The 12988-nt window shown below is 62.8% G+C and carries 11 protein-coding genes; 6 read left to right on the top strand and 5 right to left on the bottom strand.

Features of this window, described 5'->3' with window-relative positions:
* Positions 1–2: 2 nt before the first annotated feature.
* Complete coding sequence (locus NKI41_RS14785; protein WP_352683701.1) at positions 3–539, bottom strand: TetR/AcrR family transcriptional regulator; 537 nt, start codon at positions 537–539, stop codon at positions 3–5.
* 149 nt (positions 540–688) lie between these two features.
* Between NKI41_RS14785 and NKI41_RS14780 the strand changes: the two genes are divergently transcribed.
* Both NKI41_RS14780 and NKI41_RS14775 read left to right on the top strand, forming a co-directional pair.
* Positions 689–1966: an efflux RND transporter periplasmic adaptor subunit gene (locus NKI41_RS14780; protein ID WP_502895634.1), complete on the top strand. Its 1278-nt coding sequence runs from the start codon at positions 689–691 to the stop codon at positions 1964–1966.
* Positions 1963–5049: an efflux RND transporter permease subunit gene (locus NKI41_RS14775; RefSeq protein WP_352683699.1), complete on the top strand. Its 3087-nt coding sequence runs from the start codon at positions 1963–1965 to the stop codon at positions 5047–5049. The genes NKI41_RS14780 and NKI41_RS14775 overlap by 4 nt, the downstream gene beginning before the upstream one ends.
* A 48-nt stretch (positions 5050–5097) precedes the next feature.
* Here NKI41_RS14775 and NKI41_RS14770 read toward each other — a convergent pair whose 3' ends face one another.
* A complete protein-coding gene (locus NKI41_RS14770) occupies positions 5098–5562 on the bottom strand; it encodes a L,D-transpeptidase (RefSeq protein ID WP_352470721.1) in 465 nt (154 codons plus the stop codon).
* 599 nt (positions 5563–6161) lie between these two features.
* Between NKI41_RS14770 and NKI41_RS14765 the strand changes: the two genes are divergently transcribed.
* Entirely contained in the window at positions 6162–6329 is a 168-nt protein-coding gene (locus tag NKI41_RS14765) for a hypothetical protein (RefSeq protein ID WP_352470720.1), read from the top strand.
* 76 nt (positions 6330–6405) lie between these two features.
* On the opposite strand, the gene NKI41_RS14760 is transcribed toward NKI41_RS14765, so the two are convergent.
* The gene (locus tag NKI41_RS14760) at positions 6406–7092 is read right to left on the bottom strand and encodes a response regulator transcription factor (RefSeq protein WP_292663715.1); all 687 of its coding nucleotides are present in this window, start codon (positions 7090–7092) and stop codon (positions 6406–6408) included.
* 46 nt (positions 7093–7138) lie between these two features.
* On the opposite strand from NKI41_RS14760, the gene NKI41_RS14755 reads away from it, so the two are divergent.
* On the top strand, positions 7139–7918 hold the full coding sequence (locus tag NKI41_RS14755; protein WP_352470719.1) for a response regulator: 780 nt from the start codon (positions 7139–7141) through the stop codon (positions 7916–7918).
* A 39-nt stretch (positions 7919–7957) separates the two neighbouring features.
* Positions 7958–10045: a PAS domain S-box protein gene (locus tag NKI41_RS14750; protein ID WP_352683696.1), complete on the top strand. Its 2088-nt coding sequence runs from the start codon at positions 7958–7960 to the stop codon at positions 10043–10045.
* Between the two features lie 88 nt (positions 10046–10133).
* On the opposite strand, the gene NKI41_RS14745 is transcribed toward NKI41_RS14750, so the two are convergent.
* Positions 10134–10538 (bottom strand): hypothetical protein, encoded by a 405-nt coding sequence (locus NKI41_RS14745; protein WP_352683693.1) that lies wholly within the window; start codon positions 10536–10538, stop codon positions 10134–10136.
* Between the two features lie 418 nt (positions 10539–10956).
* Here NKI41_RS14745 and NKI41_RS14740 point away from each other — a divergent pair, with 418 nt between their 5' ends.
* Positions 10957–12159 carry an aromatic ring-hydroxylating oxygenase subunit alpha gene (locus tag NKI41_RS14740; protein ID WP_352683691.1) on the top strand — a complete coding sequence of 401 codons (1203 nt, stop codon included), beginning with the start codon at positions 10957–10959 and terminating at the stop codon, positions 12157–12159.
* Positions 12160–12170: 11 nt separating this feature from the next.
* Here the strand turns inward: NKI41_RS14740 and NKI41_RS14735 are convergent, their stop codons facing one another.
* Positions 12171–12938: a DUF429 domain-containing protein gene (locus tag NKI41_RS14735; RefSeq protein ID WP_352683763.1), complete on the bottom strand. Its 768-nt coding sequence runs from the start codon at positions 12936–12938 to the stop codon at positions 12171–12173.
* Positions 12939–12988 lie beyond the last annotated feature (50 nt).

Below are 12988 nucleotides of genomic sequence, written 5' to 3'. Positions count from 1 at the left end.
GACTATTCCGCGATGTCCAGCAGGGTCGATATCAGCAGCCGGCGCTCTTCGGCGGAGAGAATGTCCGAATCGAACAGGTTCATGCTGCGAAGCCCTTCGATGGCGAGATAGCAGACCAGTAGCGCTTTGAGGTTCGGCGTCTCCTGCTTCAGCCGCTCGAACAGCTGCCGCCTGAACGATTTTATCGGTGTCAGGAAATCGGGATCCTCGGCAATCGCCGAAAATATCCAGGATGCCGACGGTTTCGATTCCTCGGCATGCTCGGCCGACAGCTTGATGTAAGTTGCAAGCGGGCTTTCGCCGTTGACGCCGGCCGTGCGGGCGGACTCCAGGGCCTGCTCGAAGGCGCGCAGGTAATCCTCCACCAGCGCCTGCATCAATTTCGCCTTGGTCGGGAAATTGTAGAGAAGACCGCCCTTCGACACGCCGGCACGGCTGGCGACCGCATCCAGCGACAGGCTGCCAGGACCCGTCTCGCGCGCCACGGCGGCGGCGGCGGCGAGGATCTTCTCGCGCGAATTTGCTCTGCGGGCCTTCATCAAGCGTTCCCCATTCATCAGCTTAGGCGGAATTGACAAGACCGTCCAGACGGTACAGTAAGATCGCCGTCATTTGAAATTGGGACCAGGCACAGGTATGTGTTCCGGTCATCCGACCGTTATGCTGGGCCGTGGCCGAGGGACTGTTCGTGATCAAGCGCTTCATCATCGCCTTCATTCTGCTCGTGCTGGTGTGCGGCGGCATCGTCGGCTTCAACCTGTTTCGCGACAATGCGATCAAACAGTTCTTCGCCACCATGAAGCCGCCGGCCGCGACCGTGTCGACGGTCATCGTCAAACCGATGTCATGGACGCCCGGCATCGAGGCGATCGGCACTGTCAGTGCCGTACGCGGTGTCGACCTCACCGTCGAAACCGCGGGCATCGTCAAGGACATCCTGTTCCATGCCAATCAAAAGGTCGCCGCCAACGCCGTGCTGCTGCAGCTCGACGATGAAGTCGAGCGAGCCGACCTCGTGGCGTCGAAGGCGCAAGCCACATCCGACCAGACCACGCTGATGCGCGCTCTTGAGCTGCAGAAGCGCGGGGTCGGCACCGATGCTACGCTCGACACGGCGCAGGCAGCAGCATCGGTCTCCGCCGCGCAGGTAAACAAGCTACAAGCGGTGCTCGACCAAAAGCAGTTGACGGCCCCTTTCAAGGGTACCGTCGGCATTCCGAAAATCGACCTTGGCCAGTATCTCACACCCGGCACCGCCGTGGTGACCTTGCAGGACATGGACACGATGCGTGTCGATTTCACCGTGCCGGAGCAGCAGCTTCCGCAGCTGAAGATCGGACAGACGGTGCGGTTGGGCGTCGGCGGCGGCGACATGCCGTTCACCGGCAGCATCCGCGGCATCGATCCGAAGATCGACCCGACCAGCCGGCTGGTGACCGTGAGGGCGGAGGTCGGCAATCCCGAAGGCAAGCTGACGCCCGGCCAGTTCGTCCAGGTGCGCGTCGAACTGCCCGAGGAGAACGACGTGCTGGCGCTGCCGCAGACAGCGCTGACTTCCAGCCTGTACGGCGACTTCGTCTTCGTGGTGCGGCCGGCCAAATCCGCCGAAGCCAACGGCGCGGCGCCCGAGGCAAAGCCGGAAGAAAAGCCGGCTGCAGATGCTGCCAAGCCCGCAGCCGAAGCACCCGCGGCAAAACCCGACGAAAAGCCGGCTGCTACCCCAGCCAAACCGGCAGAGGAAGCCAAGCCGGCAGCGGAAAAACAGAAGCCGCAGCTCGTGCTAGCCCAGGTGTTCGTCAAGCCAGGCCGCCGCAACGCCGGCCTGGTCGAGATTCTGGAGGGCATCGCGCCCGGCGACGAAGTCGTTACCGCCGGCCAGAACCGGCTCTCCAACGGAATGTCCGTTGCCGTCGACAACACGATCGATCCGAGCAAGCCAGGGAACCAGCAGGCAGCCCAGCAATGAGCTTTTCCGACCTCTTCATCCGCCGCCTGGTCCTTTCGACCGTGCTTGCCTGCATGATCCTGCTTCTGGGTTTTCAGGGAATCTTCAACCTTTCGATCCGGCAGTATCCAGAGGTTGAAGAAACGGCCATCACCATCACCACGGCCTATCCCGGCGCCAGTGCCGACCTGATCCAGGGGTTCATTTCCGCGCCGATCGCGCGTGCCGTCGCTTCGACCGAAAACATCGATTATGTCACGTCGTCGAGCCGGCCGTCCTCCAGCACCGTGACAGTGCAGATGAAGCTCGGCTCCGACCCCGACGTCGCGCTGAACGAAGTCTTGTCGAAGGTTCAGAGCGTTCGCGGCGATCTACCGGACGAAACCAAAGACCCGGTGATCGTCAAGGGCACCGGCCAGCAGTTCGCGATGATGTACATCTCGATGCAGAACCCGAACATGACGCCGGAACAGCTCACCGAATATATCGAGCGCGTCGTGCGGCCGCGTATCTCGACGGTCGAAGGCGTCGCCGACGTGCAGATCTTCGGCGCAGCCGAATATTCGATGCGGGTCTGGATCGACCCGATCAAACTGGCGGCGCGCGGCGTGACCGCGGCGGAAGTGCTGGCCGCCATCAACGAATCGAATTTCCTTTCCGCGCCCGGCGACACCGAAAACGAATATGTGGTTTCTTCGATCACCGTTCGCTCTACGCTGCAGACCCCGGAGGCTTTCGCCGCCCTTCCACTCCGGTCGAAGGACGGCAATGTGGTGAGATTGCGCGACGTGGCCCGCGTCGAACTCGCCGCGGCGAACACCGACACCAGGGTCAGCTTCAACGGCAAGCCCGGCATCTTTCTCGCTATCTTTCCGACGCCGGCCGCCAATCCGCTGACCACCGCGGCGGCAATCCACAAGATTGTGCCGACCATCCAGGAGACGCTGCCGCTCGGCATGACGATGGAGATCGTCTACGATTCAACCGAGCAGATCAGTGCGTCGATCGAGGAGGTGTTCAAGACCATCGGCGAGGCGGTCGCCATCGTCATCGTTGTTATCCTGCTCTTCCTCGGCTCGTTCCGCTCGGTGCTGATGCCGATCGTGACCATTCCGCTGTCGCTGATCGGTGTCTGTTTCCTGCTGTTTTCGGTGGGCTATTCGATCAATCTTTTGTCGCTGCTGGCCATGGTGCTGGCGATCGGACTTGTCGTCGACGATGCCATCGTGGTGGTGGAAAACATCCACCGCCACATGGAGGAAGACGGCTTGTCGCCGATGCAGGCGGCGTTCAACGGCATGCGCGAGATCTCGTCCGCCGTCGTCGCCATGACGATAACATTGGCCGCCGTGTTCGCGCCGCTGGCCTTCACCGGCGGCCTGACAGGCGCACTATTTCGCGAATTCGCGGTGACGCTTGCCGGCTCGGTGGTGCTTTCGGGTGTCGTCGCCCTCACCATCACACCGATGATGTCGGCACGTATCCTGAGGTCCGGCTCGCACAGCCGCTTCCAGCGCATTGTCGACAATACGTTCGGGCGCGTCGAACACATCTATGAGCGGCTCGTCACCGGTTCGTTGAACTATCGCCCGGTGACGCTGATGATCGTCCTCGCGCTGGTCGCCACGACCGGTTTCATGTTCACCAAGACCGCGAGCGAACTGGCGCCGGAAGAGGACCAGGGTTTCCTGCTTTCGCTGGTGACCGCGCCGCGGTACGCGACGTCGGACTATACCGAAACCTACGTCAATCAGATACTCGGCCTGGTCAAGGATCTGCCTGAGACGCGGGCACAGTTCTCCGCGGTCGCCTTCGGTGGTGGCCAGACGAACAGCGCTTTCGTCGGCTTTGCGTTCAAGGACTGGGCTGACCGCACGCGCAACTCGAAGGAAATCCAGCAAGACATTACGGGCCGCCTGAGCAAGGTGGCGGGCGTCGAAGCTTTCGTCTTCGCGCCGCCGACGCTGCCCGGCTCCGGCGGCGGCCTGCCGATAACGATGGTCGTGCGCTCGACCGGCGACGCCTCGCAGGTGTACGAGGCGGCCGAAGACATCAAGAACAAGGCGCAGGCCTCCGGCCGCTTCATCGTCGTGCAGAATTCGATGACCTTCGACGCGCCGCAAGTGACGGTGACGATCGACCGCGACCGCGCCGCCGCGCTCAACCTGCCGATAGCCGACATCGGCCGGACGCTGACGCTCCTGGTCGGTGGCGCCGAAGTGGCGCAATTCGACCGCGAATCCAACAGCTACGACATCATCCCGCAGGTGCCGCAGAGCTTTCGCGACAACCCTGAAAAACTGGGCGAGTATTTCGTGCGCAGCGTATCGGGCGAGATGGTGCCGCTCTCGGCGGTGGTGAAGATCTCGACCAACGCGTCGCCGGCCGCCATCGAGCAGTTCAACCAGCTCAACTCGGCGACGATCTCTGCCTTGCCGCGGCCCGGCATCACCACCGGGGATGGGCTACAGGCGATCGAGGACATTGCCAAGCAAAGCCTGCCCGACACCTTCTTCATCGACTATACCGGTCAATCGCGGCAGGAGAAGGAACAGGGCTACACGATCATCATCGCCTTCGCGGCGGCGGTGCTCGTCATCTATCTGGTGCTGGCGGCGCAATTCGAAAGTTTCCGCGATCCGCTGATCATCATGATGGCGGTGCCGCTGTCGATCTTCGGCGCAATCGTGCCGCTTAATGTCGGGCTCGGCACGCTCAACATCTACACCCAGGTCGGCTTGATCACGCTGATCGGCCTGATCACCAAGCACGGCATCCTTCTGGTCGAGTTCGCCAACCAGCAGCGTGAAATGCACGGCATGCGGCGGCGCGATGCGATCATCGCGTCGGCCAGGGTGCGGCTGCGGCCGATCCTGATGACGACGGCGGCGATGGCGCTCGGCGTGGTGCCGCTGATCATCTCCAGCGGCGCGGGTGCCGCGGCACGCTATTCGATGGGCCTGGTGATCTTCACCGGCATCCTGGTCGGAACCATGTTCACGCTGTTCGTGGTGCCGATGTTCTACACCTTCATCGCCAGCAAGGACCTGCCGCATCACGCCGAAAAGCCGGATCCGAAGCTGATGCCGGTAATGCCGGATTAGGCTGCGCTAATTTCCGGCCTTTTTTGAGAGCGACGAGAGCAGCATCGCTCATTTAACGATGACGATGCTGGTGTTGGCTGGGCCGAAGACCTCGACGAGCTGGTAGAAATCGGCGGCGTTGTCCGGATGCAGACGCACGCAGCCATGCGAGGCTGGCTGGCCGAGGCGCTTGATGGCGCTTGTCGCATGTACGGCGTAGCCGCCGCTGAAGAACACCGAATGCGGCATCGGGGCGTTGTCGTATTTCTTCGAATACCAAATTTCATGCATGCGGGTCGGCTTGAACGAACCGGTCGGCGTGACGTGCGTCCTGTCGCCGGTCGAGACCTTCCAGGCGAATGTCGGCCGGCCGTCGACCAGGATTTCCATGGTCTGCTGTGACAGTGATACCCGCGCGACGATCTTGTTGGCGGCGGCGTGGGCTGCGCCGTTGCCGGCACTGACAAGCAAGGCAGTACCGGTGATGACGGCGGCGGCAATGTTGATGAGCTTGGCGGAAATGGCAGTGTACATGATGTCTCCCCTATTCTGCCGGTCGGGGCCGGCTCAATTCGATGACCGGCTTATCGGGGCGTCATGTTTCAAGCCGATTTCGCTAGATGCTCGTTTGTGTTTCGATTCTGTTTCCCCTGGTTAACAGAAAGGTCCATGCAAAGCAGCTTGCAGTTGCACGACGTCGTCATGACGGTGGCGTGTTTGCCTAGGCGGATCGGCCAAACCGCGGCACGAATACGCGATTGCCTTTCGTTTGATAGGAATTCACCTGACTCCGAAACCGAGCTGCAACAAAGCGCAGCCTCGGCGGCATGATCCGGATACAGCGAACAGGCAAAGTTGACCTAACGAAAACAGCGGTCAACGAACGATCGGAAGCCAACACTGTTTTCGCTACGGTCTGGATTGGTCTGGACAGTTTCCAGCCTGCGCGTCGACCGGCTCAAGCCCCTCTGGCGGGGGCGGCTTAGGGCCGTTGAGGATGCGCGGCGCCTCCGGCAACTTGCAGCCGAGAGGACCGAAGGCCCGCGCCGCAACGGGGGGCTCCGCTGGCGGCGCGGGCGCTTCGGGGGTTCCCCTGAAGTGCCCGTAAATTCCAATTTTGAGGAACGAACAGGATGAAAACGAAATTCGCCGCTTCCGTGCTTTCCGCGCTGCTTTACGTCCAGGGGCTGCTCGGCATTGCCGGCCTCGCCACCGTGCTGCTGAAGGAACGTGCCCATGCCGGCGAGGTCAGCACGAACGGTGACATGCTGTCCGGCCCGTCGCTTCTCGTGGTGCGCTGAAGAGCATCGGACCCCAAGGTGGAAACCGGTTTTGGGAAAATCCGATGCTCAAGACAAGAGGGTGGCCGTCCTGCCTTCAATCGGCGAATTGCGTCGGCGGATCGAACCGGTAACCCGCACCCCGTATGGTGGTGATGGTTTCGGTATCGAGCTTGCGGCGCAGCCGCACGATGCGCGAATCGATCGACCGGTCGAAGGCTTCGGCATTTTCGGCGGGCGCGGCGGCGATGATGTCGTCCCGCGTCAGCACCTTGCGCGGGCTGGCCAGGAACAGCCTGAGCAGCGCCACCTGCCCGGGGGACAGCTGTTCTTCCGTGCCCGAGCGGTGCATGACGATGGCCGATCGGAGATCGACGGTCGCGTTCTCCAGCACGATCAGTTCCCCGGCGCTCCTGCCGCGCCGAGCCAGAAGGCCGCCAACGCGAGCAGCAAGCTCCCTGACATTGAGCGGGCTTTCGACGACGTCGGCGGCGCCGAGTTCGAGCGCCAGAACCTTGTCGACCAGATCGGCCGGGCGGCAGATCAGGATGAAATCCGGTCCACCTTCGCCGCCATGTCGCCTGAGCAGGTCGCGCCCCTCCGCCTGGCTGACGCTGTCGCCGACAACCACGACATCGATACCCTTTTCCGAAAGCAGCGATTCGGCCTCCCACGGCTGTCGCGCCGCGCGGACGTCATGACCGCGCCGCTCGAGATGATCGGCGAGATCGGTCGCAATTACTTCAGCGACGGAAACAAGCGCGATAACGGATCGTGCAGCCATGTTTTTCTACCCCGCATACGGCAACCCAAGAAGAGTGCTGGACATCATGTTTATACCCAATCTACTTTCCACTGAAAGCGGGAGCGAAAGCATCGTGCGGGCACGAATTGTCATCGTCGAGGACGAGCCCGATCTGAGGGATGCGGTCGCCGAGTATCTCGGCGCCAGCGGCTATGATGTGGCCACGGCCGAAAGTGCGGCGGCGGCGCGCGACCTTTTGGAAACCCAGTCCTTCCATCTGGCCATTCTCGACATCGCCATGCCGGGCGAGGACGGCCTGTCGCTCGGCCGCTGGATGCGGTCGAAAATGCCGATCGGCATCATCTATGCGACGGCCGCCGGTACCGCGCTCGACCGCATCGTCGGACTGGAGCTCGGCGCTGACGATTACATCGTCAAGCCTTACGAATTGCGCGAAGTGCTGGCCAGGGTGCGCAGCGTGCTGCGTCGCGTTCCTGAGCCGACCGAGCCACAAAAGGCCAAGGCTGAGACATCCGGCGGCCGCCGGTCCGTGAGCTTCGGACCCTTTCACGCCGATCTCGACGGCAGGCTCGTCACCGGCGCCAACGGTGCGGTCATCGACATGGCCAAGAGCGAGTTCGACGTCCTGGAGGTGTTCCTGACGCGCGCCAACCGGCTGTTGACGCGGGCAGCGATCTCCGAGGCGATCGGTTTCGTCGAGGACCCGGAATCGTCCCGCGCGGTCGACATCCGCATCATGCGGCTGAGAAAGAAGATCGAAGCGGACCCGGCCAACCCGAAATTCCTGCGCACGGTGCGCGGCGAAGGCTATATCTTCTCGCTGCCGGCCGGTGAAAATAACTGAGGCCTGGCGGCTTGAGCAAGCCAAGGCCAGGAAATGACCATGACGGCTGAAACAGCACGCGCGGACACGCAGGGCGCCAGGCAGGGCGCGGCGATGGTGGCCGTGCATGTGGTTCGCCGGCTGCGCGAAGCCGGCGATTGGCAGCGCGAGATGGAAGGTATCCTCCAGACGCTTTGCGAAGCCATGGATTGTCACCGCGGCATCCTGTTTCGCCTGCGCGAACTGCCCGGCCAGGGTTTCGCCCAGTCGGTCGCCGCTTATTGGATCGCCCCCCGGTTTGGCGGCGAACTGGCATCGCCTACCGTCATCGTGCAGTCGGTCGTCGATTCGGACCCATTGCTGGAACGGCTGGCGGAGGACGAGCGCCAAGGCAAGATATTCGCCGGGCACACACGCGATCTCGAAGGCTTTCTGCGGACCGATTTCGAAAAGCAGAACATCAAGTCGTTCCTGTCGGTGTCGGTCTTTTCGCACGGCAATTTGTGGGGCACGCTGGCGGTCAACGACTGCGTCAACGAACGCGAATGGACCGACCAGGAAGAGGCGGCGCTGCACATGGTGGCACTCGCCATCGGCGATGCCATCGAACGATCGCCCTCCGACGCGCATGCCAGCGACGTCATTCGCCGCACCATGCTGCAGGCCTCGCTCGACGCCATCATCGTCATCGACGAGACCGGCTCGATCATCGAATTCAATCCGGCCGCCGAGAAGATGTTCGGCTATCGGCGCAGCGATATCCTGGGCAAGGACCTGCTCGACACGGTCGTGCCGGAATATTACCGCAAGGGCTATGCGTCCGGCGCCGAATATATGTCGGGCCGCGGCGCGCCGATGGTCGGCCAGCGGCTCGAAACGGTCACCCAGAACGCCGCCGGCGAGGTTTTTCCGATCGAGCTGACGGCAACCGAGATGCGGGTCGCCGATCGCCAGCTGATCTTCGGCTCTATCCGCGACCTGCGCGACAGATTGCGCGCCGAGGAGGAAATCAACCGCCAGCGCGAAAAACTGCACCAGAACGAGAAGATGGCGGCGATGGGCTCGCTGCTTGCCGGCGTTTCGCACGAGCTCAACAACCCGCTGGCCGTGGTCGTCGCCCAGTCGACGCTGCTGCATGAATTCGCCGCCGATCCGCAGACAAAGGTGCGCGCCGAAAAGGTGCGTGCCGCTGCCGAGCGCTGCGGCCGTATCGTCAAGAGCTTCCTGTCGATGGTCCGCCTGCACCCGGCCGCACAGGCCGAAACCGACCTCAACCAGGTGATCCGCGCCGCACTCGAAGTGACCGCCTATGGCGCACGGTCGAGCGGCATCATCATCGACACCGATTTCGCCAGCGGCCCGCTGCTGGCCATGGCAGATGCCGACCACGTGACGCAGGTGGCCGCCAACTTCCTCATCAACAGCCAGCACGCCTTGGCCGGCGTTGCCGGCGACCGCCGAATCAAGGTCCGGACGTTTCGCAGCGACCGCGGCAATCCCGGGTTCTCGGTCGAGGACAACGGACCAGGCGTGCCGGAAGCGATACGTTCACGCATATTCGAATCCTATTTCACCACCAAGCCGGTCGGTGTCGGTACCGGCATCGGCCTGTCGATCTCGAAATCGATCATCGAGCGGCACAATGGCAATATCTGGTTCGAGGAGGTTTCGCCGAGAGGTGTGCGTTTTGTCGTGCAGCTGCCGGCGATCGCGGCCGGCGCGGCCGCCGCCGGCGAAGCTCCGTCGCGGTCGAGCGGCTTGCGTCACGCGCTGATCATAGACGATGAGCCGGATGTCGCCGCGTCGCTGTCCGACATTCTGGAGTTGATGGGCATCAAGTCGCGGATCGTGCCGGCCTGGGTCTCGGCCGCCGCGACGCTGAGCGGCCATGTGCCGCCGGACATCGTGTTTTCCGATTTGCGCATGCCCGGCACCAGCGGCATAGCCGCCTATCGCGAGCTACTCGCCGAATTGCCGGGTCTGGCGCAGCGCTTCGTGCTTGTCACCGGCGATCTGATCGGCGCGAAAGGCGAGATCGAGGCGCTGCCGGCGCCGCAGCGGCCGCCAATCCTCGAAAAGCCGTTCAGCACGCTGGATGTGCGCGGCGTGCTCTCGGCCATTGCCGAGCAGGCGGCTCTGGGCGGCTAGACTCCGAGATCTCTCCCGGAAGAAAAAGGCTCCCGGCCGACATTGCGGCGGGAGCCTGACTGGAGTGCTGGAGGGCGCTCGCAAAAAATCAAAAAACGTTCGGCCTATCGGCCAGTGGTGCGGCGTTGGCGATCATGCGGACCGGCCGTGCCTTGCCCGACTGGGCGGCGATGACGCGCAGGCAGTCCAGGCTCTCGGCGCCCCAGGCCTGCCCCTTGCAGGCAAAATCGATCTCCGGAATCGGCAGGCGCGCCGTCTTGGTGGTGGTCGTCGCGCCATCGATGAGGTTGGCCGGCGGGTTCAGTGAGGCGAAGGCCGGACCGACGGTCGGCGTCAACGCCATGCCGGCAAATGCGGCAGCCGCCAGCAGCATGAACATCGCCATTGGATGATCACTGGCGCGCTGGCGCAGCGCCAGCTTCGGGCGCCGGTCGTTACGCTGGGGACCCTGCTGGCGAAGGTCGGTATCGGTGATCTGGATTTTCGTACGCATCGTCGTTTCCTTCGGTCTTCTTCTTTCTCTGTTGAAACGAACCTAATCGCACCTTGTAACCGGCCAACGATGATGAATTAACGATTGTGTAACCGGCATGAAACCAAGCCCGCGGCCATTCCTGGGCAAACCGATCCGGCGTAGCTGGCAGCACCGGTGGCATTCTCTGCTCGTTTTGCGCTACCCACGGCACCAGATCCACGTCGCCTTTCCAGGCCCACGGAGCGTCGGGCGCTCAACAAGTGTAAGGGGATTAACGTCTGGAATTCCCGGGATTTTCCCGGCTTCGATCGTTCGGACCGGGCTCTCGAATCCCGTTCGATTTCCCGTCAAGACTTCGCCCCATTTTTCCAAGCCATTGCATTTCAATGGAAAATATGCTTTTATTGAACGACCATTCAATAAATAAAGAGCCTTTATGAACCCGCATCTGCGTGACGTGGCAATCCCCAACGATTGGGATCGGCGGGGGCTGCCGGGCTGGAGCTATCATTCCGACGCCTTGCTCGAACTCGAGAAAGAGCACGTCTTCCGCAACCATTGGCAGATCGCCGGCCATGTCTGCGACGTGCCGAACGCCGGCGACTATCTGACGATGGATGTGGTCGGCGAGCGGGCGCTGATCGTGCGCGGCAAGGATGGCGTTGTGCGCGCCTTCAACAATATGTGCCGCCACCGCGGCAGTCGCGTCGTTGCCGACAGCCAGGGCACTTGCAAGAATGCGCTGGTCTGCCCCTTTCATGGCTGGGTCTACAATCTCGACGGCACGCTGCGCGGTGCTGCCCGCCCCCGTTCCTTCCCCGACCTCGACAAGACCGAATTCGGCCTGATGCCGCTCGAGCTCGAAATCTGGATGGGCTTCATCTTCATCCGTTTCCGCAAGGGTGGGCCGCAGCCATCGGTCGCCGAGCTGTTGAAGCCGATCGAAGCCGAGATTGCCCATTACGGCGTCGCCGAGATGGTGCCGTCCTGGGGCATCTGGACCCAAAAGACGCCGGTCAACTGGAAATCGGTGCGCGATGTCGACAATGAAGGCTACCATGTCGCCATGGCGCATCCGGCGCTGCAGGATCTTTACGGTGCGACCTATTTCGACGAGCCGTTCGTCAACGGCGTGTCGCGCTCGTTCGCCACCTACAATCCGCATGCCGGACGGCGCTGGAGCGTCGCGCAGTACATCAAGCTCGCACCCGAGGCGAAGCACCTGCCGGAACACCTGCGCAAGGCCTGGATCTACTACGGCATCTTCCCGAACAACGTGCTGTCGCTCATGCCGGAATCGGTGCAGTTCTATCAGGAATTTCCGCTGTCGACGGGTGAGACGCTGCTGCGCGGCGCCATCTACCGCTATCGCGACGAGACCAGGGAACAGGCGGCAGCCCGCTACCTATCCTACCGCATCGACCGCGACACGCTGGCCGAGGATGTACAGCTTTCGATATGGTCCAACGAATCCATGCTGTCCGAAGCCTTCGGAGGTTTTTACCTCTCCGATCTCGAATATGGCGTGCGCACCCACCACGACCATTTGCGTAAGCAAGTTCCCGTGCTCGGATTGGAGACCGCGCCCGAGGAGAAGGATATGTGGGCACTCAACGAGGCGCTCAGATCACGCTCCTGACGCCCCGGTCCTCAGGCCCAAATGGCGACCGGAATGCCGAAACGATCGGCGAGCGGCGGATCCGGAAACGGCATTGCCTCGCCTCTGACGATGCGTCCGGCAACCACCATCATCGCCGCGGCGTCGAGGAAATCGTCAGCGGCCGCGCCGCGCGGCGGCGTCTGGTCGAGAAAATCCTGGCTATAACCATGCTGGGCAAGCAGCGCCTTGCGTTCGGCCATGCCGGCCGGATTGATGTTGCCCCTGATCTTCTTCGGCAAGCGCATAGCGCGGTCGCCGTTCAGTTTGCAGAAGGCAACTTCCGGATGCGATTCGAAGACACGGCTGCGCAGTTCGGGCCGCGCGATCAGCAGCGAATCGATCTCGCGGATCTTGGCGAAGATGCCGAAGGCCTGGATCGAGACGCCGCGCGGCGGATCTGAGGTCGTCCTGGCCACCTCGCTTGCCTTGCGATGTGCGGCGTACCAGGCATCGACCGTGGTGAAGGCTTCGACCTCCGCGTAGAGCGCGGCGCGGGAGGGAATGGCAAAGACACTGGACTGCCGGGCCCCGAGCAGCGGCCGCACCAGCGCCTCCGGGCCGCGACCGCCTCGTTGCGAGAAATCGGGCAGGCCGATTGGCATATCGACCGCTACCAACGAGTCGGCGGGCAGTCGGTCGAGCAACGCCGCGAAGCTCGGGAAAACGGCTGTCGACGGTGCCGCACCGGGATCGCGGCGGACGGCTATCCAGCCGGCCTTGCAACCGTCGACGCCGACAAGCACAACACCCCAGGGCATAACATCGTCGGGCGCAACATCCTCGGGCGCATCATCCTGGGGCACGGCGT

This window comes from Mesorhizobium sp. M0601, assembly GCF_040320845.1.
Classification (GTDB): Bacteria; Pseudomonadota; Alphaproteobacteria; order Rhizobiales; family Rhizobiaceae; genus Mesorhizobium.
Note: the sequence above shows the minus strand (reverse complement) of the source record. Positions and strands in the feature narration are given on the sequence as shown.

Excerpts from the sequence above, each read along its gene's own strand:
- NKI41_RS14785 (WP_352683701.1), bottom strand. The coding sequence starts at position 539 with ATGAAGGCCCGCAGAGCAAATTCGCGCGAGAAGATCCTCGCCGCCGCC.
- NKI41_RS14775 (WP_352683699.1), top strand. The coding sequence starts at position 1,963 with ATGAGCTTTTCCGACCTCTTCATCCGCCGCCTGGTCCTTTCGACCGTG.
- NKI41_RS14770 (WP_352470721.1), bottom strand. The coding sequence starts at position 5,562 with ATGTACACTGCCATTTCCGCCAAGCTCATCAACATTGCCGCCGCCGTC.
- NKI41_RS14765 (WP_352470720.1), top strand. The coding sequence starts at position 6,162 with ATGAAAACGAAATTCGCCGCTTCCGTGCTTTCCGCGCTGCTTTACGTC.
- NKI41_RS14760 (WP_292663715.1), bottom strand. The coding sequence starts at position 7,092 with ATGGCTGCACGATCCGTTATCGCGCTTGTTTCCGTCGCTGAAGTAATT.
- NKI41_RS14755 (WP_352470719.1), top strand. The coding sequence starts at position 7,139 with ATGTTTATACCCAATCTACTTTCCACTGAAAGCGGGAGCGAAAGCATC.
- NKI41_RS14750 (WP_352683696.1), top strand. The coding sequence starts at position 7,958 with ATGACGGCTGAAACAGCACGCGCGGACACGCAGGGCGCCAGGCAGGGC.
- NKI41_RS14745 (WP_352683693.1), bottom strand. The coding sequence starts at position 10,538 with ATGCGTACGAAAATCCAGATCACCGATACCGACCTTCGCCAGCAGGGT.
- NKI41_RS14740 (WP_352683691.1), top strand. The coding sequence starts at position 10,957 with ATGAACCCGCATCTGCGTGACGTGGCAATCCCCAACGATTGGGATCGG.
- NKI41_RS14735 (WP_352683763.1), bottom strand. The coding sequence starts at position 12,938 with ATGCCCTGGGGTGTTGTGCTTGTCGGCGTCGACGGTTGCAAGGCCGGC.